Here is a 21,279-nt window from a genome sequence, read left to right on the forward strand (position 1 = left end):
ACGTTTAACCGGCAGCCCGTGTTGAGGGGTGCCAGAATGTCAGCTTGCGCTCCAGCAGCGCCAGCAGGCCGTAACTGATCGAGCCGGCCAGGGCAGCAACCAGAATCGTCGCCCAGACCATATCCATGTTCATGCGCCCCACCTCGGTGGAGATGCGAAAGCCCATGCCCACAATCGGCGTACCGAAAAACTCCGCGACGATGGCGCCGATCAGCGCCAGCGTGGAGTTGATCTTTAGCGCGTTGAAGATGAACGGCAGCGCCGCCGGCAACTGCACATACCAGAGCGTCTGGCGACGGTTGCCGGCATAGGTGTGCAGCAGATTCAGGTGCAGGTTGTCGCTGGCATGCAGCCCGGCCAGGGTGTTCACCAACATCGGGAAGAAGGTCATGATCACCACCACCGCCGCCTTGGACTGCCAGTCGAAGCCGAACCACATCACCATGATCGGCGCGATACCGACGATAGGGATCGACGACATGATATTGCCGATCGGCATCAGCCCCTTCTGCAGAAACGGGCTGCGATCGATCAGCAGTGCGACGACAAAGCCGCTACCGCAGCCGATCAGCCAGCCGGCCAGCACAGCCTTGAGCCAGGTCTGGGCAAAATCCTTGGCCAGGGTTTCAAGCTCGGAAAAGAAGGTGATGCCGATGGTGCCCGGCGCCGGCAAGAGTACCGAAGGCACCGCGAAACCTGTGCAGATCAGCTGCCAGAGTACCAGCAGCAGCACGGCGAACAGCGTCGGTACCGCCAGGTTCACGGCCCGCACCGCTGCTTTCGATTCCAGCCGGTCGCCCAGGGCGGTCAGTTGCTCCATGGCAAACCAGCCACCCAGCAGCATCAGCGGAATCAGCACCAGCCAGATCGGCTGACGGTTGTAGGCACCGGGCTCACCGCCGGTTATCCAGAGGCTGAGAAGCAGCGCCGCAGCACCTGCTGCGATCAACACCAACCGGCCCACCGGCGCACTCTGCGTATTAACAGTCATAGCGGAGGTCATGCGGCGATCCCCATACGTCGATTGATCTTGCGCTCCATCATGCCGACCAGCGCTACCAGCACGGCACCGAGCACCGCGGCGACCACCAGAGCCGCCCAGATCTGTACCGTCTGGCCATAGTAGGAACCGCTGAGCAGTCGAGCCCCAAGACCACCCTGAGCACCGGTGGGCAACTCAGCGACGATGGCGCCCACCAGTGAGGCGGCGATGGCGATCTTCAGGCTGGCAAAGAGGTACGGCAGCGCCGTGGGCCAGCGCAGCTTCCAAAAGAACTCACCGGGCTTGGCACTGTAGGTGGCCAGCAGCTCCATATGCAGTTTGTCCGGCGCCCTCAGCCCTTTCACCATGCCGATAGTGACCGGGAAGAAGGAGAGGTACATGGAGATGATCGCCTTGGGCACCAGGCCAGTGAAGTTCAGCGCCCCCAGCACCACGATGATCATCGGCGCAATGGCGAGAATCGGAATCGTCTGCGAGGTAATCACCCAGGGCATCAGGCTGCGCTCCAGGGTACGGTTATGCACTATGCCGATGGCCAGCACGATGCCGAGCAGGCCGCCCATCAGGAAGCCGAGCAGCGTTGAAGAGAGCGTGATCGCCGAGTGATAAACCAGCGAGCGCTTGGAATCCACGGCGGTATCGAAGATCGACTTATACAGCTCAGCACCGATCTGGTCCGGCGTCGGCAGCATCGGCCTTTTCATCGAATAGGCGTCGGCCACCAGCTGGCTGAAATTCCAATCGATATTGCGCCGCTCATAGCCGTTGATCAGCTGATCGCTGTTGAGCCAGAGTGCCCCGGCATACCAGAGCAGCAGCAGCGCCAACACCATTAATGTCAGCGCGGCGGCCTGACTTTTGTGAAACGACTTGAACATCGATCCGCCCCCGTCAGTTGATGCGATGATCGTTGGCCAGTGCTTCACGCACTTCCTGCGCCAGCGCGATAAATTCCGGGCTCTCCCGATCCTCAAGGGTGCGTACCCGCGGCAGCGGGCTCTTGATGATCTTGGCGATCCGCCCCGGTCGCGGCGACATCACCACGATATGAGTCGAGAGCAGCACCGCTTCGGGGATCGAGTGGGTCACGAACACCACGGTCTTGCGGGTCTCGCGCCAGATCTTCAGCAGCTCCAGGTTGAGGTGATCGCGGGTAATCTCATCGAGAGCGCCAAAGGGCTCATCCATCAGCAAAAGTTCCGGCTCGAAACTCAGCGCACGGGCGATGGAGGCCCGCTGCTGCATACCGCCGGATAGCTGCCAGGGAAACTTCTTGTGGAAATCGCCCAGGCCCACCAGCTCCAGGTACTTATCCACATGGCGCTGTTGCTGCTCCTTGCTCATGCCGAAGATCTCCAGCGGCACCTTGCAGTTACCGGCGATGGTGCGCCAGGGAAACAGCCCCGGCGCCTGGAACACGTAACCGTAAAGACGGTTCAGGCGGGCATCCTCCGGCGAGGTACCGTCCACCTGGATCGAGCCTTCGGTCTGCCGCTCCAGATCGGCGATAACCCGCAGCAGCGTGGTCTTGCCGCAGCCCGACGGGCCGATAAAGGAGACGAAATCCCCGGCGTGAATATCCAGGTTGATGTGCGACAGCGCGTTCACCGGCCCGTCGTTGGTCTCGAACACCAGCGACAGGTCATCGATGGCGATGATCTTGCGGGCCTCTTCCTTCGCCCTCTCGGGACTTGAAGCGGGCTGCGTGTTTACCATCATATCCATTGTTTCCTCCAACTCTTTCCTCCTGATCAGGGCGCACTGCTCAGTCACGTTCCACGGCGGTAGGCGTGTGTGCTTCGTTGAAGCGCTTCTGGGCGGCAAAGGGGGAGGCAAAGGCCGGACGCTTGATATAGCGGCCCGCACCCTCTTCCACGAACAGTTCACCGTTGGCGTAAACCACCTTGCCCTGGCTGATGGTGTGGCTCGGCACGCCGGTCACGGTGCGGCCCTCAAAGATGTTGAAGTCCACATTCTGGTGGTGAGTCTTGGCGGAGATGGTTTTGCTCTGGGCCGGATCCCAGATCACGATATCGGCATCGGAACCCTCAGCCACGCGCCCCTTCTGCGGGTAGATATTGAAGATCTGCGCCGCATTGGCGGAGGTGACGGCGACAAACTCGTTCATGGTCAGACGGCCGGTATTCACACCGGAGTCCCACATGATCATCATGCGGTCCTCAACGCCGGCGGTGCCGTTGGGGATCATGGAGAAATCGTCCTTGCCCATCGCCTTCTGATCGGTGCAGAAGCAGCAGTGATCGGTGGCGGTGGTCTGCAGCGTGCCGCCCTGCAAGCCCTTCCAGAGTGCGGACTGATGCTCCTTCGGACGGAACGGCGGGCTCATTACATGGGCCGCAGCAAAGTCCCAGTCGTCGCTGCGGTAAACGCCGTCATCCAGCTCCAGGTGACCGGCCAGCACCTCGCCATAAACACGCTGACCTTCCTGACGCGCGCGGGAGATCTCACCCAGCGCTTCCTTGCAGGAGACATGCACCAGGTAAAGCGGCACACCCAGGGTCTGGGCAAAACGGATGGCGCGGTTGGCGGCTTCGCCTTCCACCTCGCTTGGGCGCGACAGCGGATGACCTTCGGGTCCGGTGATCCCCTGCTCCGCCAGCTTCTTCTGCAGGTGGTAAACCAGCTCACCGTTCTCGGCATGCACGGTAGGCATGGCGCCCAGCTCCATGCAGCGGGTGAAGGAGTTCACCAGGGTTTCGTCTTCGGCCATGATGGCGTTCTTGTACGCCATGAAGTGCTTGAAGCTGTTCACCCCCTCCTGTTCGACCAGGATCTTCATCTCATCACGTACCGATTCATCCCACCAGGTCACCGCCACATGGAAGGAGTAATCGGAGACGGAGCGGCTGGCCCATTCACGCCAGGTGCCGTAGGCCTCGAGCAGGCTCTGCTGAGGGCTGGGGATAACAAAGTCGATGATCATGGTGGTACCGCCGGCGAGACCCGCACGCGTACCGGTAAAGAAGTCTTCGCTGGCCACGGTGCCCATAAACGGCAGCTGCATATGGGTATGGGGATCAACGCCGCCCGGCATTACATACTGACCGGCGGCATCGATCACTTCTGCGCCCGCCGGCGCCTCCAGATCCGGGCCTACCGCCAGGATCTTACCTTCGTCACACAGTACGTCCGCTTTCAGTGTCTGATCGGCATTGATGACTGTGCCGTTCTTGATAAGTAGAGCCATGACAATCCTCTGCGCAGCTAAATGTAGAAACTGCAGAGGCTATGCAATAGCTTGACCAACTGGACAAGAGGTTAGTACAGAAAGCGATCAACCCATTGAAAAGATAAGGGTATTTTTATGAAAGAAAACTGTTCAACCAGCCAACAGAGCTGACCGGTCAGTTAGAAAAGCGCGAGCTATATGAGCAGATAATGAGCGGGAGGAACCGTATTGGTGCACTTTTGACCAGCTGGTTAAAAGATGAAGAGGCCAGAAATGCTCAGCTGAGTTTAGAAAGCGTTATCGAGACAGCCAAGGCAAGGAAAAGCAAGGCAGATAGCGTTCACACCATTTTGACGCCGCAGCCTTTCAGCACCAGCCTGGTGAGCAGCTCGATGGCGTTATCGAAGTCATCGTCGGTGAGCTCTTCGCGGCCCAGCAACACCTTCATCTGCAAGGCAAAATCGGCGTAGGACTGAGTCGATGCCCAGAGCGTGAACAGCAGGTGTTCGGGATTCACCGGGTCCATCCAGCCCTTGGCGATCCAGGCGCGGAACACCGCCACGGTATCGTCGAACTGACGCTTCAGCGGGCCTTCCAGCTCTTCGCGCACATAGGGTGCACCATGCAGGATCTCGGCGGCGAAGATCTTGGAGGCATCGGGAAAATCGCGGGACTGACGCAGCTTACGCACTATATAGCCGCGCAACGCCTCACGGGGATGATCCTCGGCGTGCAGGTCATGCATCGCCTCCATCCATAATTCCAGGATCCGCTTCAATACCGCGCGGTAGAGGCCTTCCTTGGATTTGAAATAGTAGAGCACGTTGGGCTTGGGCAGGCCCGCCGCCTCGGCAATAGAAGAGACCGTGGTGCCGGAAAAGCCGTTATCGGCGAACTGTTTCTCCGCCGCTTTGACTATCTGGTCAATGTTTTCCTGCCGGATTTCGGTCAACGGCCGGCGTGTGCGTTTGGCCGCTTTTTTCTTCTCGATCATCTTTTATCCACCCAATACAGCGACAGGCATGCGCAGGAATCGATGCCCGCATGGACCTCCAAGGTTGCACCAGTATGGTACCCAGACTCTGAGTTAAGCGCCAATTGAGGACCAATCCAAGCTTTTATCCACAGTTTTTTTGTTTTGCGCTTATCCACCGTCGCAAACAAAAAGTCTTATTTTTTATCGGTGAATATTCTTTTTCATTCACAGACTTAGCTCAAAAAACCACCAGCGGGAAAGCTCATCTTCTGACCGTGCGGTCAAAAGATGGCACAGCCTCTGCATTACCGGATGACCGAATTACAACGAAGAAAGAGGCTGTCACAGCATGATCGAGCCACTCAAACATCTGGCAAACACCCCGGTTAAACCGGAAACGCTGGAGCTGAAGTTCTCCGACATAGCTCCACCCCTGACAGAACGCCAGGCGGCGCTGGAAAGCGCACGCTGCCTGTATTGCTACGACGCACCCTGCGTTAACGCCTGCCCGAGCGATATCGATATTCCGGAGTTCATCCGCCAGATCGCCCAGGACAACGTCAACGGTGCGGCGAAAACCATCTGGAGCGAGAACATCCTCGGCGGCAGCTGCGCCCGCGTCTGCCCCACCGAGATTCTCTGCGAGCAGTCCTGCGTGCGAAACAAGACCGATGAGTGTGCACCGGTCCTGATCGGCCAGCTGCAGCGCTACGCCACCGATAACGCCGACAAGAGCGCGCATCCGTTTGCGCGTGCCGAGTCCACCGGCAAGCGGATCACCATCGTCGGCGCCGGCCCTGCAGGCCTCAGCTGCGCCCACCGTCTCGCCATGCTCGGCCACGATGTGGTGATCCACGAAGCCCAGGCGAAAAGTGGCGGCCTCAACGAATACGGTATCGCCAGCTACAAGATGACCGATGACTTCGCCCAGAAAGAGGTGGAGTTCCTGCTCGGCATTGGCGGTATCGAGATCGTCTACAACAGCGCCCTGGGCCGGGAGATCTCCCTGTCGGCGCTGCAGTCCGAGTTCGATGCGGTGTTCCTGGCCATTGGCCTGGGCTCCACCCGCACCCTGGCGCTGGGCCATGAAGAGGCACCGGGCGTAATGACCGCCGTGGATTACATCCGCGAACTGCGCCAGAGCGATGACCTCACCGCCCTGCCGGTACCGGAAAACGCCATCGTCATCGGCGCCGGTAACACCGCCATCGATATGGCGGTGCAGATCAAACGCCTGGGCGCCGAACAGGTTTACCTGGTTTACCGCCGCGGCGAAGAGGCGATGTCCGCCACCGATCACGAACAGGCACTGGCCCGCGATGAGGGCGTACAGATCCGCACCTGGGCGCGCCCGGCGGAGATCGAGCTGGATAACGAGGGCAAGGTTGCCGGTATGCGTTTTGTCCGTACCGCCGAGGATGGCGGCAAGCTGGTCGACACCGACCGCAGCTTCAGCCTAAAAGCGGAAGCGATCTTCAAGGCGATCGGCCAGACGCTTGTCAGCGACGAGCTAGACCCAGCCATCGAACTCAGCGGCGGCAAGCTGCTGGTCGACGAGAGTTTGCACACCACCCTGACCGGCGTTTATGCCGGCGGCGACTGCACCGGTATCGGGCAGAACCTCACCGTGGAAGCGGTGCAGCAGGGCAAGAAAGCAGCAGAATCTATCCATCAGGACCTGATGGCAGCAGGAGATAAATAATCATGGCTGACCTGAGTATCGAATTCGCGGGTATCAAGGCTCCCAACCCCTTCTGGCTGGCATCCGCTCCGCCCACCGACAAGCAGTACAACGTGGAACGCGCCTTTGAAGCCGGCTGGGGCGGTGTGGTGTGGAAAACCCTGGGTGAAGACCCGGCCGCAGTGAACGTCTCCTCCCGCTACTCCGCCAGCTACGACGCCCACGGCGATGTGGTCGGCTTTAACAACATCGAGCTGATCACCGACCGTCCGCTGGAGGTGAACCTGCGCGAGATCGAAGAGACCAAGCGCAACTGGCCCGACCGTGCTCTGATCGTCTCGCTGATGGTGCCCTGTGAAGAGGACGCCTGGAAACGGATCGTCAAACAGGTGGAACAGACCGGCGCCGATGGCCTGGAACTGAACTTCGGCTGCCCCCACGGCATGCCGGAACGCGGCATGGGCGCCGCCGTCGGCCAGGTGCCGGAATATGTCGAGATGGTCACCCGCTGGTGCAAGCAGTACTCCAGCCTGCCGGTGATGGTGAAGATGACCCCCAACGTTACCGACGTACGCCACCCGGCCCGTGCCGCCTTCCGTGGCGGTGCCGATGCGGTATCACTGATCAACACCGTCAACTCCATCACCGGACTCGATCTTGACCGCATGGTGGCGCGCCCCATCGTTGGCAGCCAGAGCACCCACGGCGGCATGTGCGGCCCGGCGGTGAAACCGATCGCGCTGAACATGCTGGCGGAGATCGCCCGTGACCCGGAAACCGCCGGCAAACGCCTCTGCGGTATTGGCGGCATCAGCAACTGGCGCGACGCCGCCGAGTTCATCGCCCTGGGCGCCGGCTCGGTACAGGTGTGCACGGCAGCGATGTTGCATGGTTTTCGTATTGTCGAAGGGATGAAGGACGGCCTCTCCCGCTGGATGGATGAAAAGGGCTACGCCCGCATCGAGGATTTCCGCGGCCTGGCGGTACCCAACACCACCGACTGGAAGTACCTGGATATCAACTACAAATCCATCGCGCAGATCGACCAGGACAAGTGCATCAACTGCGGCCGCTGCCATATCGCCTGCGAAGACACCTCGCACCAGGCGATCAACAAACTGCTGCAGGCGGATGGCAGCAACATCTACACCGTTAACGATGACGAGTGCGTCGGCTGCAACCTCTGCGAGATCACCTGCCCGGTGGATCAGTGCATCACCATGGTGCCGCAGGAGACCGGCCTGCCCTATATGAACTGGACCCAGGACCCGCGCAACCCGTACCGCGAAGCCTGAGCATCGAAGAGTAAACCTGAACGAGACTGTAGCGACGAGAGATAACCGGCACGGCCCACAGATCAAAACGCCTTGCCGGTTTTACCGCAGTACCCGCCACGCAGCCCGTTTTTGAATAACTGCAAGGAGGACAACATGTCTGTTGAGACGCTAGTCAACGAAGCAGGAACCAGCAGCGATATCGCCAACCTGAACATCAACGGCGAGCGCCTCTGGCAATCGCTGATGGACCTGGCCCAGCTGGGCGCCACACCCAAGGGCGGTGTCTGCCGTCTGGCGCTGACCGATCTGGACCGCGCAGGCCGCGACCTGTTCGTGAAGTGGTGTGAAGAAGCCGGCTGCAGCATCACCATCGACGTGATCGGCAACATCTTCGCCCGCCGCCCCGGCAAGGATAACAGCCTGCCGCCGATCATGACCGGCAGCCATATCGACACCCAGCCCACCGGCGGCAAGTTCGACGGCTGCTTCGGCGTCATGTCCGGCCTCGAGGTGATCCGCACCCTGAATGATCACAACATCGTCACCGAAGCCCCCATCGAGGTCGCCGTCTGGACCAATGAAGAGGGCTCCCGCTTCGCCCCCTGCATGATGGGCTCCGGCGTATTTATCGGTAAGTTCGACCTGGAAGAAACCTACGCCATCGCTGACTACGAGGGCGCCAAGGTGGGTGACGAACTCAAGCGCATCGGCTACCTGGGCCAGCAGCAGGTGCCCGGCCACAAAGTGGGCGCTTACTTCGAAGCGCATATCGAACAGGGCCCAATCCTGGAAAACGAAGAAAAAACCATCGGCGTCGTCATCGGCTGCCTGGGCCAGAAATGGTTCGACCTGACCCTGAAGGGCGTCGAATCCCACGCCGGCCCCACCCCCATGAGCCTACGCAAGGATGCCCTGCTGGGCGCTGCCGAAGTAATTCAGGCGGTCAACCGCATCGCCCTGGAACACCAACCCTACGCCTGTGGCACCTGCGGCCATATCGAAGCCTACCCCGGCTCACGCAACGTGATCCCGGGCGAAGTGCTGGTCAGTATCGACTTCCGCCACCTGGAGGAAGACCAGCTTGCGCATATGATCAGCGAACTGGAAAAAGTGCTGGAGAAACTGAAAACCGAAAACGGCCTGGAGCTTGAACTCAAACCCACCGCCAACTTCCCGGCGCTCTACTTCCACGACGACTGCGTCAACGCCGTGCGCACCGGCGCCCAGCGCTTGGGCGTCCCGCATATGGATATCGTCAGTGGCGCAGGCCACGACGCCATCTTTATGGCCGAAGTCTGCCCGGCGGGGATGATCTTTGTGCCCTGTGAGGATGGCATCAGCCATAACGAGATCGAGAATGCGGATCCGGAGGATCTGGCGGTGGGGTGTAATGTGTTGTTGCATGCGATGCTAGAAAGATCAGGAGTCTGCTGATCAGCAGATTTTCGTTGGTGGGCTTGGGTGGGTAATTGTCTACTATGCCAGTAGTTAGCGCACCTTTCGCCTGCTGGCGAGTCAAGGATCTTGGACGGCCAAGATCCTTAACAATCCTAAGCCGCCCCGACAGCTTGGCCCGCTCCGCGGGCTTCCCTGTGCTTCTCGCCTGAAAGAGCGGGAAGGGAAACTCGGCTTCGCCTCAAACAGCCCTTCCCTTGTTTCTCTTTCAGCCTGCGATGCTCGGCTGCGCTGAAGGGGATTAGGCTGCGGTTAGTTGGATTTAAGATAAATAAAATTTAAATCTGTTTTCAGACCTTACTTCTGGTTCTGTCCCAGAGCGTACATTAACGTTGCGGATCACAGGCGCCAAACTTGGAGCGAAGCGTAGAGTTTGGTGTCCTTGTGAAGCCGATTGTTATCTCACTTGGATTCACATCCCAAGCTCTTTAGCGTACTCAAGTACTTTTTCCAATACATACTTTTGGATGTGACCAACTGAAAGGGTATTTTGTTTTTTATCAATCTCACCAGCAATTTCTGTCCCAGTAGTTCGCCATGTTGGCTCCAAACAAAATACCTCCCCACCCTCAAGCTCAATGAAAATGTCGGGTTTGAGATTACCATCTTTCAGCTTTTTTTCTGGAGTGACTGTTCCGGAAATTTCGCTGGACTGAAGTATTTCCGCTATTGCACCCGCTAACGCCCTATTGAAACGTTTATCATCTTTACCTGCGTTTACCTGTACTCGTCTATACTCATTTGCAGTTTGATCGTCTGTTGGCCTTAGGGTTGCGTTTCGCGCCTGACCAGACGAAAGAATGATACGCATAAAAGCTGTATTAGAAATTGCTTCTAGGCCTGTTGTCTTATTTGTACTCTTTAGGTTTAGCGGCGCCTTTGCAATGTCATCGCCATATAGCCGAATCGCAGCGAGACCAGCATTAGGAGGCAGCTCAAATAAACGGACATCTAATCGTCGCATTATGAAGGCTACTTGTTGCCTTCTCTGTTGCCAATCTTTTAAGTAAGCAGAACCATTGGACGGATCGTCGAGAAACTTAAGAACCCTATCTATATCGATCTGCTTCTCAGTTCCTTGAGTAAGGGTGGAAACTGTCAGATTGAGATCCTGGCTTACGTCGCCGCCAACAAGTATCCACACTCGAGGTATAACCTTTTCCTTTAAGATATCTTTGTAGGTGTCGTTTATTTCTGTGGACTTCGCCTCAAGGCGCGAGTAGAACTCAGCGATAGTTTCTGATTCTGATATTAGAGAACGCGTAACTTCCTTGGTGAGACCAAATGTTTCGAGGGTTTGTCCTGGCGCAAGGTTTCTGGTAGTCAGGTCTCCAATTTCGTAGTATGCGTCTCTTGGCACTCCCTCAAATGCGTAAATACCTTTGCTTATTACATCAACGATGCTGTCTCTTCCAATTTCCCATGCGGCTTTCGATAAGGTGTCAACTGCGTTCTTATCAGTAATTGGCCAAGCAATCACCACTTGCCCATAATCTTCGCGAAACAGAACGCGTAGACTTTCAAAAAAATCTTTAGCCTCATCGTATGTGACCTTTTCGTTGTCACGGTCATAAAGTACGTATACGGTAATCTCTTTGTCGCCCCCGTATCTTCGTTCTCTTATATGCTGACTCAGGTCAGACAAAGGAACTGTATTTCCAACCGCCTCTATCCTGATTCCGTCAAAGAACTGCTGAAGGGTACGGAAAAACGTTGTTTTTCCAGAACCAGATTTCCCTAAGAAAAGCTCGAATCTTCCAAGCCCTCCGTCCCTGACTTGTCGAACAAGTGTTTCTACACGGGCAGCCGCACTATCAACCCTTTGCACAATTTGAGATATGTCTGTACCGGTACTTGTCGCTTCTCTTTCCAGCGCTTCGAACCGTTTTGGCAGCTTTAAAATTGGAAATTGTGTAGTCATTTTTGATCCGTTCGTTTTTAAGAGATAACGCCTCAATAACCGGCGCCGAAGGCGCGTAGTTTATTGATTTGTTAGAAGCTTTTCGCATAGTTGCATGTTTCTGGGGTGAACTGAGAGCCTTCTGGATTTTGTGGTTGGTAAGCTAAAACACGATTTCCACCTAAAAACAGAACACTTTCAGTTGTTTTAGACCAGTCATCTGTACAGAGGTGATTACTATTAAAATCAGCCCACAGCGCAAATCGTTGAACCAGGGTCTCTTTGTTCAGAGCTAGGTTTGACACTACCCCTATAAAGAATGAAGAAAGGCCTATAATGAGAAAACTGACTCCTATTATTTTTGCGACTTTCTTGAAAGGAATTGGAAGAATTAATAGTATAGGAAAAATCCCCCCCCAAATCATTCCGACAATAATAAGCGAGTTCCATAGCCCAGATATGATGGAATCTTGGTATAGCATGCCGAACGGAGTAAATAAAAATGCTAGAAGTGTATATGTAATACCAAGGTTTCCCGCATCAACGAGAAATACATCATTTATAATACCTGCGGCCCATTTTTGAGAATATATGGCATAGCCAAAAACAAACCAAGATATACCAATAGCCACATGCCAATTCTTCGCATTCTCCCTTAATTTTATTCCTGTTTCAGATTTTGAAATCCATAAAACAATATAGATAAAAGGGAGTAACCCTGTGTAGAAGATTGTGAAAGCAGCTATAGGACCTGATTGCGAAGCCATGAAAGTAACAATGCATAACAGCCAAAATGCTAAGAAAGCAATATATGGATTTTTAAGTTTCTCTAGCATCTACTTCGTACTCCTTGGGGCTTCTAACGCCGCATTCAGCGGTTTGTCCGCTGCAATGCTTTGTTAGCTTTTTTGTAAGCAAAAAACTGTCACAACAAGCGATTCATGTACAGGAAAACCAAATAGCCCTGAATCAAGCACTTGAAAGCGGCAACTTACATTCATGCTACTTCCAAGACACCTTTGAATATTGCTCATTCGAGTATCAAGCAGTCCATCAATATTATTTGCTCTTGGGCTAATTTTAAGCCTACTGACTGTTGCAATGAACCCTGTTTCCAGACGCTTTGACTGGTGTCGTTCAGTCGCTAGAGCTTTCAACCTCTTTGCATCTTTAAGCAACTGACGATTACTTAACGACCGTTTTACTTCAATTACATGCCTTAGCTTCCTACTTTTCTTACTGGTAAGAACAATATCAAATCTCCCACCATCTCTGAGATCATCACCGTTTTCTGCACTATTTACTCCCAAGCCAAGAAGAGCCTCCTTAACTGGCATCTCGAGCCTATAACCAAGACTGGGGAAAATATTAGTTAGCCTATGAGCAATAAGAACATTCAAATAATACTCAGGCATTTTTCTTATATGAACCCCGGTATTCTCAAATGATTCTTTTGACGCAAACACAATTGCTTCGATAATTGCGTCTTGAATATTAATTTTTGTTGCTCTTTTCAAAGTAACCTCGGAGAAAGCTAACATTTTAATACTGCGCATGCGTGTTTTTGCTCCCAGCCACAGGCTTGGAGAGATTATCTATTCGATTGAAGAGAAAAGATAAATCGAGATATCACAGCCATTCTCTTCCGGTGAAAACGAGCATGCGCATTTTTACGCTTTGCTGTGCTCAGTATCTCACAGCGGCCTTTCCATAATGTCTTGATATTGGACCAATTTCCCACCAATCGCCAGTGGCAAATGAGCATGAATATGTGGCAAAACGAGCATAAGCAAGGGAAATCGGGCTCAGAGTAAAATATCGATATTCCAATCACACCAGAACCAACTAACCGCAGCCCAATCCCCTTCAGCGCAGCCGAGCATCGCAGGCTGAAAGAGGAATAAGGGACGGGCTGTTTGAGCCGCGAAGCGGTGAGTTTCCCGTCCCGCTCTTTCAGACGAGAAGCACAGGGGAATCGGCGTAGCCGATCAAGCTGTCGGGGCGGCTTAGGATTGTTAAGGATCTTGGCCGTTCAAGATCCTTGACTCGCCAGCAGGCGAAAGGTGCGCTAAGCCGGTGCTGCCAAGCACAAACCCACCACCAATCCCTCAACCATCAGACAAAAAAACGGACCTCACAACCAAGCAAGGCCCGTTTCACTGGCAAGGAAGGCTAATCACTTAGCCGGAAAAATCCCCTTCTCAATAACCCCATGTACCCCCCAGTTGCCATCCACAACCTGGGTCACGCCGAAGTCGGCGGCCACCGACATCAGGGAGATCGCTTCATCTTCGCTGAGGCCCTTGGTAGTCATCAGGAAGGTGCGCATCTTGCGGAAGGCATCACGCATCGCCTTGTCGATGGAAGACTGGGAATAGATATCGCTTTGCGCGCTCTCGCCCAGTTCCTCCAGATAGTTGGCGTAGCTGAAGCCGTGCACCACGTATTCCGAATCGGTTTCCAGCAGCGGGAAGTCCAGGCCTTCCATCACGGTGTCGGCCAGCTCATCCTTCTTATGCAGGATCACCTGCACAACGCCGGTGTAGGAGGTTTCGATGGCGGTACCGGCCAGCTCGGAATCGCCCTGGGCGGCGTGCGGGTCGCCTGCGCTGAGCAGTGCGCCTTCCACTGCGATCGGGTAGTACATGGTGCCGCCCTTGCCGATACGCCAGTTGTCGATGTTGCCGCCAAAGTAACCGGGCGGCACGGTATCGACGAAGTCAGCCTCGGCCGGTGCCACGCCCATGGTGCCGAAGTGCGGACGTACCGGGATGCGTACGCCCTCCAGCACGTTCATATCCTTCTCGATAGTGCTGTGATCCACCGGTACGCCGGGGTAGTCGATGGTTTCATGCAGCACGCCGTCCGGGTCGGTCTGGGGCACCCAGTTGTACTTATACACAGCCTGGGCCCAGTTGGTGGCGCCAGTGGCGTCCATCTCATAAATGGTGATCACCTCCCGCGGCTTGGGCTCTTCGATCAGGTCGTTGTAGTGGAAACCCCACCAGGCCGCGGCATTACTGCCGAAGGTTTTGCCTGCGTATTCCGGGTTCTGTGAAGGACGAGGCGTCATATCCAGAATCTTCACCTCCAGAATATCGCCCGGCTCCGCCCCGCAGACATAAATCGGCCCAGTGAGCACATGCACACCAAAGCCTTCACCGGCGCCACGTCCGAGAATGGATGCATCCACAGGGCCAGCACCACGTCGGTTGACGCCCTTATCGCCCTTTTCCCACTTGAACACGCTTTCCGCGCCGGCATCGCCTTCGATCATGCGCGAGGCATCGTCGTTGGCATGGTGGGTGAGGGTTTCGATGGTGACGAAATCACCGGACTGCACCGCAATCTGCGGCTCCACTTCCTTACTGAAATAGCCCCAGTGCACCGTGTCACTGTTGGCTGCAAGCAGGTGATGTTGCGGGACGCCCGACGGGGTTTCACATTCAATCGCAAGGGCAGGTGCACTGATACTTAACGCGAGAGCGGACAGGGTCAGGTTTTTAACCACCTTTCCCTTCTGATGAGTTGAAGCCGGTTGAATCTTCATCATTCCTCGTACCTCCGTAGTTAACTGGCGAATAGATGTAAGCAGCATGCATGCCATGGAGAGGTATCACAGGCGGGCTATAAATCACTCGACAAAACAAACACTTAAAGATTTTTGAAAACTTAAGCCCCTTACATCCGGGCATAATCTGGTTTTCACGCCCGTATCCAAGCGCCTTGTATACAAAACGACCAGTTATAGTGCGAAATAAACTGCTAACCATCCGCCTTCCCAAAAAGCCAACTAATTGCACCCCATTCCCCTTCAGCGCAGCCGAGCATCGCAGACTGAAAGAGGAAAAGGGATGGGCTGTTTGAGCCGCGAAGCGGCGACTTCCTTAAAGGTGGAAAGCCTTCTCGCTCTTTCAGACGAGAAGCACAGGGCAATCGGCGTAGCCGATCAAGCTGTCGGGGCGGCTTGGGATTAGCAAGGGTATTGGGCGTCCAATACCCTTGCTTCGCCAGCAGGCGAAACCTTCATCCAAGCAGTGCTGCCAGCACAGCTAAATCAGCCAGACTCAACACCCACAAAGTTAGCAATCTGGGCTAACCTTCCCCCACGTCATTTCCGTATCCGGTTGCTCACAAAGTCCCCTCTATGCACTGCTTCGCACCAAACATGCTCGCGTTATTAATGAGGCGTAATCATGGAATTCAGAAATCCAATTATTACTTATGACCCTTATCGATTAGTGCTGTCGAAACACAGCGGCTAATTTTTGACTGCTCTTTGCGATAACCTCCTCAGCCAGTTATGCAGTGTTATGCGGGCGTCAGAGTCGCAAGACACGAACTCTTTTTACTCTGATTTCCTCAAGAAACGCTGACGTTTTGAAGAGCTAGAATCAACCCATCACCCTGGAGCCTTGACTATGGAATATGCAACATTAAGTAACGATCTCAAGATGCCTATGGAAGGGTTCGGCGTCTTTAAAGTCACCGACAAAGAAGAGTGCAAACAGTCGATCCTGACGGCCATTCGTACCGGCTATCGTCTGATCGATACGGCTGCGGTATACGGCAATGAAGATGCGGTCGGTGAGGCGGTACGCGAGGCGATCGCAGAAGGGCTGTGCACACGCGAAGAGCTGTTTATCACCTCCAAGCTCTGGGTGCAGGATATGGCCAACTACGATATGGCCAAAGCGGCGATCGATGCCTCCCTGGAGCGCACCGGCCTTGAGTATATCGACCTCTACCTGCTGCATCAGGCGATGCGCGACTACTTCAGCGCCTGGCGTGCTCTGGAAGATGCCTACGAAGAGGGCAAACTGAAAGCGATCGGCGTTTCCAACTTCTACGCGCACGTACTGGCCAACTTCTGCGAAACGGTAAAAATCAAGCCGATGGTCAACCAGGTTGAACTGCACCCGTTCTTTGCGCAGCCCGCTGCCCTGGAAACCATGAAGCACTACAACGTGCACCCGGAGGCGTGGGCACCGCTGGGTGGCGGCCGGTATAACCCGTTCGACAGCGAAGTACTGCAGAAGATCGCTGCAGAACATGACCGTTCCATCGCTCAGGTGGTACTGCGCTGGAATATTCAGCGCGGCGTAACGGTGATCCCCAAGTCCACCAACCCGAACCGTATCGAAGAAAACTTCGCGGTATGGGATTTCGAGCTGAGCGCTGCCGAAATGGAGCAGATCGCCAGCCTCGATATGGGCTATGTGGGCGAAGCGGTTAAGCACTTTGAGCCCGAGTTTGTACGTGGCTGCCTGGGCGTAAAGATCCACGACTGATCCCGCGATCAAGCGCTGTGAGTGCTTTTGGAAATCGGAGCCCAAGCAAGATCTCCCAGTGACCCCAAACCATCTGATCGCACCCCATTCCCCTTCAGCGCAGCCGAGCATCGCAGGCTGAAAGAGGAATAAGGGACGGGCTGTTTGAGCCGCGAAGCGGTGAGTTTCCCGTCCCGCTCTTTCAGACGAGAAGCACAGGGTAATCGGCGCAGCCGATCAAGCTGTCGGGGCGGCTTAGGATTGTTAAGGATCTTGGCCGTCCAAGATCCTTGACTCGCCAGCAGGCGAAAGGTGCGCTAAGCCAGTGCTCCAATGCACAAATTACCTGCCGCCCCACTCCACAAGCGTATCAACAACCCACTCCCCCGCATCATGCGTCAAATCATGCCCCGCCTCGGGATGTGCCCTCAGCTCCACACCCCAGCGCCTCGCTATCGCCGCACTGCAATCCGGATTCACCAGGCGATCCCCCAAGCCGCTGATCACCAGCGTATTGGCCACTGGCGTCTGATCCGGCGCTCGAAACCGGGCCGCCGCGGCCAGTTGCCGGGCAAAGTTGGACGGGCTTAGCGGACACTCCAGGGAATAACCTACCCATTCATCCACCCGCGCCTGCCGATCTTCCGAGCGTTCGCAAATCAGATCAAACACCCGCACTTCGCGCTGTTCGGTGGTCAGCCGCAGGGAGCCCATCAGCGACAGAAAAGCGTTGGGCCAGAGCCGCTTCCACGGCGGGCTGAAGTTGCCGAAGCTGGAGTTGGCCAGTACCAAGGCACTGACCTCCTGTGGATAAAGCCGCGCCCACTCGGTGGCGATCATGCCCCCCATGGAGAGCCCCAGCAGATTAACCGGGGCACGGTAGCCTATCTCCCGCCTTACCCTTTCCAACGTTGCACTGATGCTCAGCGGGCTGGCTTCGCCGTTGAGCCTGCCGTTGCCCGGTGTATCGGGGCAGAACACCTCTACGCCCAGTGCTGTGCTTAACTGCTCGGGGAAGTCACCCCAGTGGCGGCTCTCCCGCGCCAGCCCGCGCAACAGAATCCAGGGGGCATCATTTTTCAGTTCGGTTTTCTGTTCGTTTTTCTCGATTGGCATGCTCTGGCGTTCCCCGGTCATCCCTGTTTTTCCTCTTCCAGCCAGCGGCGTTCGGCGTTGCGATGATGGCGCTGACGCTCCTGCTCCAGCGGCAGCCAGTTCTGCCAGGAGCGCACGGCGTTGATCATAAATTCCAGCAGCAGATGATGCCGGCGCAGGGTGCGCTTCTGCCGGTGCGGCACCAGGGGGTTAAACAGCCCCTTGTAGCTGGTGAGCTGACGAAGGTTTTTCTTCACCCAGAGCCAGGACCCCATCTCCAGCGTCAGCGGCAGAAACACCTGGCCGGCGCGTTCCAGATGTTCGCTGTAGAGGTAATCCCAAAGGTCGCCATGGGTACGGTAGTGGTGAAACTGGGGCTCAAACAGGTAAGGATGGTTCGGATGCGCCTTCTCAAACAGACGCACCATGGCGTGCAGTTCGGCGGCGTGTTCCATCATCCTCAGGTCATTGGCGTAGGGAAACCAGACCCGGTCACGCATACCAAAACCGGAGTGGCAGTCCAGCGCCAGCGTAAACGGGGCGTGCTCGATCTGCCGGCTGACCAGTTCGCAGAGCGCCTCGGCCTCGGCCTCCATCGGGTCGCCCTTGCGGCCGCGATACCAGGGCAGCCAGCGGCTATAGCGATGACCGGACACCAGCCAGGGACGGGGCGCCAGCGCATCCACCGGCGCGTTGCGCATCAGATCGACACCCTGGCCGTTGCTGCGCAGCCCCCTGGCCATCCCCACCGGGTTCACCAGCGGAACCATCACCAGGCGCATTTTGGTCAGCGAATGGTTTAGCCCTTCATCCCACTTCAGGCGACTGATCAGGGTACCCAGCTGGGCCAGCAGCAGCTGGGTGCCAATCCGCTCGATGCCGTGCACACCGCCGCTGAGAAGCAGCACCGGTGCATCTTTGGCGGTGCTGCCCAGCTCCAGGCTGTAGACCGGCAACACCAGCCCACCCTCCGGCGCCTTGCCGTCGAGTACCTCTGTCAGCACCTCGACCCGAAACGCATCCCCTCCCTTGTGGATAAGCTTTTCCAGCAGGCGCATCTCCGGCAACCGGTCACGGTAGTACTGCTGCCTGAGTGTCTGTTCACGATCCAGTGTGTCCGGTTGGGTAAGCGTATCCATCTCGTTGATCCGGCCTGATCCAAGTCGTTTGAATCCAGTGTAGTCCTCAGCGTGTGGGGCAAACTGCGCGTACATAGCACTGCGCCCCTCAACCGCTCTACAATACTAGCCACGCCCTATTTCAGCCCTGCTACGCTATCGCCATGAATCAGCCCAAAACCACCAATTACCTCAGCTGCTACAGCCCCGATATCCAGCAGCAGGCCAAGTCCCTGCTCGATAACGAAAAGACCGGCCCCTGGCTGCTAAAGAAATATCCCCAGCCCCATGAGCTTAGCTCGGAAAAGGCGCTGTATGACTACGCCCAGGGGATCAAGAACCAGTTTATGCGCAGCTCGTCGCCGATCAGCAAGGTGATCTACGACGACAAGATCCATGTGATCAACAACGCGCTGGGGCTGCACACCTATGTGTCGCGGGTGCAGGGCAACAAGCTGAAGGCGAAAAACGAGATCCGGGTGTCATCCCTGTTCCGGCGGGTGCCGGAGCCACTGCTGCGGATGATCCTGGTACATGAACTGGCGCATCTGCGCGAGAAGGAACACAACAAGGCGTTCTACAAGCTCTGCAGCTATATGGAACCGGATTACCATCAGCTGGAGTTCGACCTGCGGCTGTATCTCTGTCACCGGGATCGGTTTGGGGAGTTGTGGGGTTGATCAACGGGCGTCGCTGACTTCCCTTGCCAAGACGCTTAGGCTATTGAACAGCAAGTAAGCGAGGAGAGCTGAATATGGATGACTCATTGTTCGATGCGCTTTGCCAAAGCGTCCGGGAAGCCGGAGCTATGCGTCGAGGTGAGAAACAGGCGAGCCGCGAGACGACAGCTTATGCGCAGGATGCTAAGGCGACCAGCAAGCTCGGAACTACTGGGAAAGAGAGCGGGACGCCACCATTGAAAAAACTATGAGGTTACCCTCTTTAGACCTTCGTGCGCTTTATTTCAGCCGCAATATCACGCAGTGATAAATTGCTCTCTCCGCTTCGCTCCCCGTCCAGCACAGCCGCTTTCAGTTCAGACCCGTGTCGATCATCTATTGTTGCGGCCTTGATATGTGCCACCGATTGCAGCAGGCGCGCTGCGTTGGACGGGCTATTGAGCAGGTGAAGGGTCTCTATCATGCCATCGTAGTCACGCTTGGACAGAATAACTACTGGCTCTCCTTGACGCCTTTTTAGCAAAGCAGGCTCATGAGACTCACAGACTTCATCCATTACCTGCTCTAAATCGAAACTCGCATCACTGAAGGAAATAACATTCATCGTTCCGCAGCCCGTTTTAGTCTCAGTTGAGTATTGAAGCCAGGCCCTTACTGGACTGACTACTCATCCTCCATCCCCGCCTTCAACCGTTCCCGCCGCTTCTCTTCATCACGCAGGATCTGCTGGATCTCGGCCATCACCGAATCCACATCGGCGCTGTGGGTGTCCTCTTCCACCAGGCCGGTCAGTTCGGTTTCCAGCGTCAGATCGCCCGCTTCAAATAGGTGCCACATCTCTGCGGCATAGCGGGTTTCCATCAGTTCCGGTGCGTACTGGGCGTAGTAACGGGTCATGTTATCCACATCCCGGGCCAGCATGGCACGGGCGTTTTTGTTGGCGGCGGCATCCACCGCCTGGGGCAAGTCGATGATCACCGGGCCGTAGTCATCCACCAGCACGTTGAATTCCGACAGGTCGCCGTGCACGAGCCCGGCGCAGAGCATCCGTTTGACGTACTCCATCACCATCAGGTGATCTTCGCGCGCCTGCTCGGCGGACATGCCCACGTCATTGAGACGCGGCGCCACCCGGCCCTCATCGTCGGTGACCAGCTCCATCAGCAGCACACCATCGAAGCAACCGTAGGGTTCCGGCACACGCACGCCGGTGGCGGCCAGGCGGTAAAGCGCATCGACCTCGGCGTTCTGCCAGGTCTCTTCGGTTTCCTTGCGGCCGAAGCGGGAGCCCTTCTCCATGGCGCGGGCGCGGCGGGAGTTACGCACCTTGCGTCCCTCCTGGTAGAGCGCCGCCTTTTTGAAGCTGCGCTTCTCGGCATCCTTGTACACCTTGGCGCAGCGCACTTCGTCACCACAGCGGACCACATAAACCGAGGCCTCTTTGCCACTCATCAACGGCCGCAGCACTTCGTCGATCAGGCCATCCTCCAACAGCGGGATAAGGCGTTTAGGGGTTTTCATGGCACTCCTGTTTAATGGCGGTGGCTACCGATTAGCTGCTCAGGGCAGCAAGACTATTAAACAGGTTATGTCGGCTTGGCGATCTGTTCAAATACTATGCATCTGGAATCGAT

19 protein-coding genes are annotated in these 21,279 nt (G+C 56.1%); 6 read left to right on the forward strand and 13 right to left on the reverse strand.

Translation table 11 applies throughout. The annotated features are described in order from the left end of the window. Nucleotides 1-4 precede the first annotated feature (4 nt). The 5 genes from C4S72_RS13750 to C4S72_RS13770 all read right to left on the reverse strand — a co-directional run bounded on the left by C4S72_RS13750 (nucleotide 5) and on the right by C4S72_RS13770 (nucleotide 5,187). Nucleotides 5-1,003 carry an ABC transporter permease gene (locus C4S72_RS13750; protein WP_235009144.1) on the reverse strand — a complete coding sequence of 333 codons (999 nt, stop codon included), beginning with the start codon at nucleotides 1,001-1,003 and terminating at the stop codon, nucleotides 5-7. Further along, complete coding sequence (locus C4S72_RS13755) at nucleotides 1,000-1,881, reverse strand: ABC transporter permease (RefSeq protein ID WP_104003713.1); 882 nt, start codon at nucleotides 1,879-1,881, stop codon at nucleotides 1,000-1,002. The genes C4S72_RS13750 and C4S72_RS13755 overlap by 4 nt, the downstream gene beginning before the upstream one ends. A 13-nt stretch (nucleotides 1,882-1,894) precedes the next feature. Then, nucleotides 1,895-2,728 (reverse strand): ABC transporter ATP-binding protein, encoded by an 834-nt coding sequence (locus C4S72_RS13760; protein WP_104003714.1) that lies wholly within the window; start codon nucleotides 2,726-2,728, stop codon nucleotides 1,895-1,897. 40 nt (nucleotides 2,729-2,768) lie between these two features. Then, nucleotides 2,769-4,211 carry a dihydropyrimidinase gene (gene hydA / locus C4S72_RS13765; RefSeq protein WP_104003715.1) on the reverse strand — a complete coding sequence of 481 codons (1,443 nt, stop codon included), beginning with the start codon at nucleotides 4,209-4,211 and terminating at the stop codon, nucleotides 2,769-2,771. Between the two features lie 322 nt (nucleotides 4,212-4,533). Beyond that, on the reverse strand, nucleotides 4,534-5,187 hold the full coding sequence (locus C4S72_RS13770; protein WP_104003716.1) for a TetR/AcrR family transcriptional regulator: 654 nt from the start codon (nucleotides 5,185-5,187) through the stop codon (nucleotides 4,534-4,536). A 331-nt stretch (nucleotides 5,188-5,518) separates the two neighbouring features. On the opposite strand from C4S72_RS13770, the gene C4S72_RS13775 reads away from it, so the two are divergent. From C4S72_RS13775 to C4S72_RS13785, 3 genes are all read left to right on the forward strand, one after another. After that, entirely contained in the window at nucleotides 5,519-6,871 is a 1,353-nt protein-coding gene (locus C4S72_RS13775) for an NAD(P)-dependent oxidoreductase (RefSeq protein ID WP_104003717.1), read from the forward strand. A gap of 2 nt (nucleotides 6,872-6,873) precedes the next feature. Next, nucleotides 6,874-8,145 (forward strand): NAD-dependent dihydropyrimidine dehydrogenase subunit PreA, encoded by a 1,272-nt coding sequence (gene preA, locus C4S72_RS13780; RefSeq protein ID WP_200826765.1) that lies wholly within the window; start codon nucleotides 6,874-6,876, stop codon nucleotides 8,143-8,145. Nucleotides 8,146-8,280: 135 nt separating this feature from the next. Continuing rightward, a complete protein-coding gene (locus C4S72_RS13785; RefSeq protein ID WP_104003719.1) occupies nucleotides 8,281-9,561 on the forward strand; it encodes a Zn-dependent hydrolase in 1,281 nt (426 codons plus the stop codon). Nucleotides 9,562-9,994: 433 nt separating this feature from the next. Here the strand turns inward: C4S72_RS13785 and C4S72_RS13790 are convergent, their stop codons facing one another. The 4 genes from C4S72_RS13790 to C4S72_RS13805 form a co-directional block, all read right to left on the reverse strand. Then, nucleotides 9,995-11,503, reverse strand: a complete 1,509-nt coding sequence (locus C4S72_RS13790; RefSeq protein WP_104003720.1) for a hypothetical protein — start codon at nucleotides 11,501-11,503, stop codon at nucleotides 9,995-9,997. A gap of 71 nt (nucleotides 11,504-11,574) precedes the next feature. After that, a complete protein-coding gene (locus C4S72_RS13795) occupies nucleotides 11,575-12,318 on the reverse strand; it encodes a hypothetical protein (RefSeq protein ID WP_104003721.1) in 744 nt (247 codons plus the stop codon). 63 nt (nucleotides 12,319-12,381) lie between these two features. Then, nucleotides 12,382-13,038, reverse strand: a complete 657-nt coding sequence (locus tag C4S72_RS13800) for a hypothetical protein (RefSeq protein ID WP_104003722.1) — start codon at nucleotides 13,036-13,038, stop codon at nucleotides 12,382-12,384. A gap of 620 nt (nucleotides 13,039-13,658) precedes the next feature. Beyond that, complete coding sequence (locus C4S72_RS13805) at nucleotides 13,659-15,035, reverse strand: acetamidase/formamidase family protein (protein WP_200826766.1); 1,377 nt, start codon at nucleotides 15,033-15,035, stop codon at nucleotides 13,659-13,661. A gap of 868 nt (nucleotides 15,036-15,903) precedes the next feature. Between C4S72_RS13805 and C4S72_RS13810 the strand changes: the two genes are divergently transcribed. After that, nucleotides 15,904-16,773 carry an aldo/keto reductase gene (locus C4S72_RS13810; RefSeq protein WP_104003724.1) on the forward strand — a complete coding sequence of 290 codons (870 nt, stop codon included), beginning with the start codon at nucleotides 15,904-15,906 and terminating at the stop codon, nucleotides 16,771-16,773. Nucleotides 16,774-17,094: 321 nt separating this feature from the next. On the opposite strand, the gene C4S72_RS13815 is transcribed toward C4S72_RS13810, so the two are convergent. Further along, entirely contained in the window at nucleotides 17,095-17,868 is a 774-nt protein-coding gene (locus C4S72_RS13815) for an alpha/beta fold hydrolase (RefSeq protein WP_104003871.1), read from the reverse strand. Nucleotides 17,869-17,885: 17 nt separating this feature from the next. Continuing rightward, nucleotides 17,886-18,986: a M14 family zinc carboxypeptidase gene (locus tag C4S72_RS13820; RefSeq protein ID WP_104003725.1), complete on the reverse strand. Its 1,101-nt coding sequence runs from the start codon at nucleotides 18,984-18,986 to the stop codon at nucleotides 17,886-17,888. 143 nt (nucleotides 18,987-19,129) lie between these two features. On the opposite strand from C4S72_RS13820, the gene C4S72_RS13825 reads away from it, so the two are divergent. Beyond that, nucleotides 19,130-19,645 (forward strand): M48 metallopeptidase family protein, encoded by a 516-nt coding sequence (locus tag C4S72_RS13825; protein WP_104003726.1) that lies wholly within the window; start codon nucleotides 19,130-19,132, stop codon nucleotides 19,643-19,645. A 74-nt stretch (nucleotides 19,646-19,719) separates the two neighbouring features. Beyond that, nucleotides 19,720-19,896, forward strand: a complete 177-nt coding sequence (locus tag C4S72_RS25780; RefSeq protein ID WP_160115521.1) for a hypothetical protein — start codon at nucleotides 19,720-19,722, stop codon at nucleotides 19,894-19,896. An 11-nt stretch (nucleotides 19,897-19,907) separates the two neighbouring features. On the opposite strand, the gene C4S72_RS13830 is transcribed toward C4S72_RS25780, so the two are convergent. Continuing rightward, complete coding sequence (locus tag C4S72_RS13830) at nucleotides 19,908-20,249, reverse strand: type II toxin-antitoxin system Phd/YefM family antitoxin (protein ID WP_104003727.1); 342 nt, start codon at nucleotides 20,247-20,249, stop codon at nucleotides 19,908-19,910. Between the two features lie 59 nt (nucleotides 20,250-20,308). After that, nucleotides 20,309-21,166: a PA4780 family RIO1-like protein kinase gene (locus tag C4S72_RS13835; RefSeq protein ID WP_104003728.1), complete on the reverse strand. Its 858-nt coding sequence runs from the start codon at nucleotides 21,164-21,166 to the stop codon at nucleotides 20,309-20,311. Between the last annotated feature and the right edge of the window lie 113 nt (nucleotides 21,167-21,279).

The sequence above is a fragment of the Marinobacterium lutimaris genome (assembly GCF_900108065.1).
Classification (GTDB): domain Bacteria; phylum Pseudomonadota; class Gammaproteobacteria; order Pseudomonadales; family Balneatricaceae; genus Marinobacterium_D; species Marinobacterium_D lutimaris.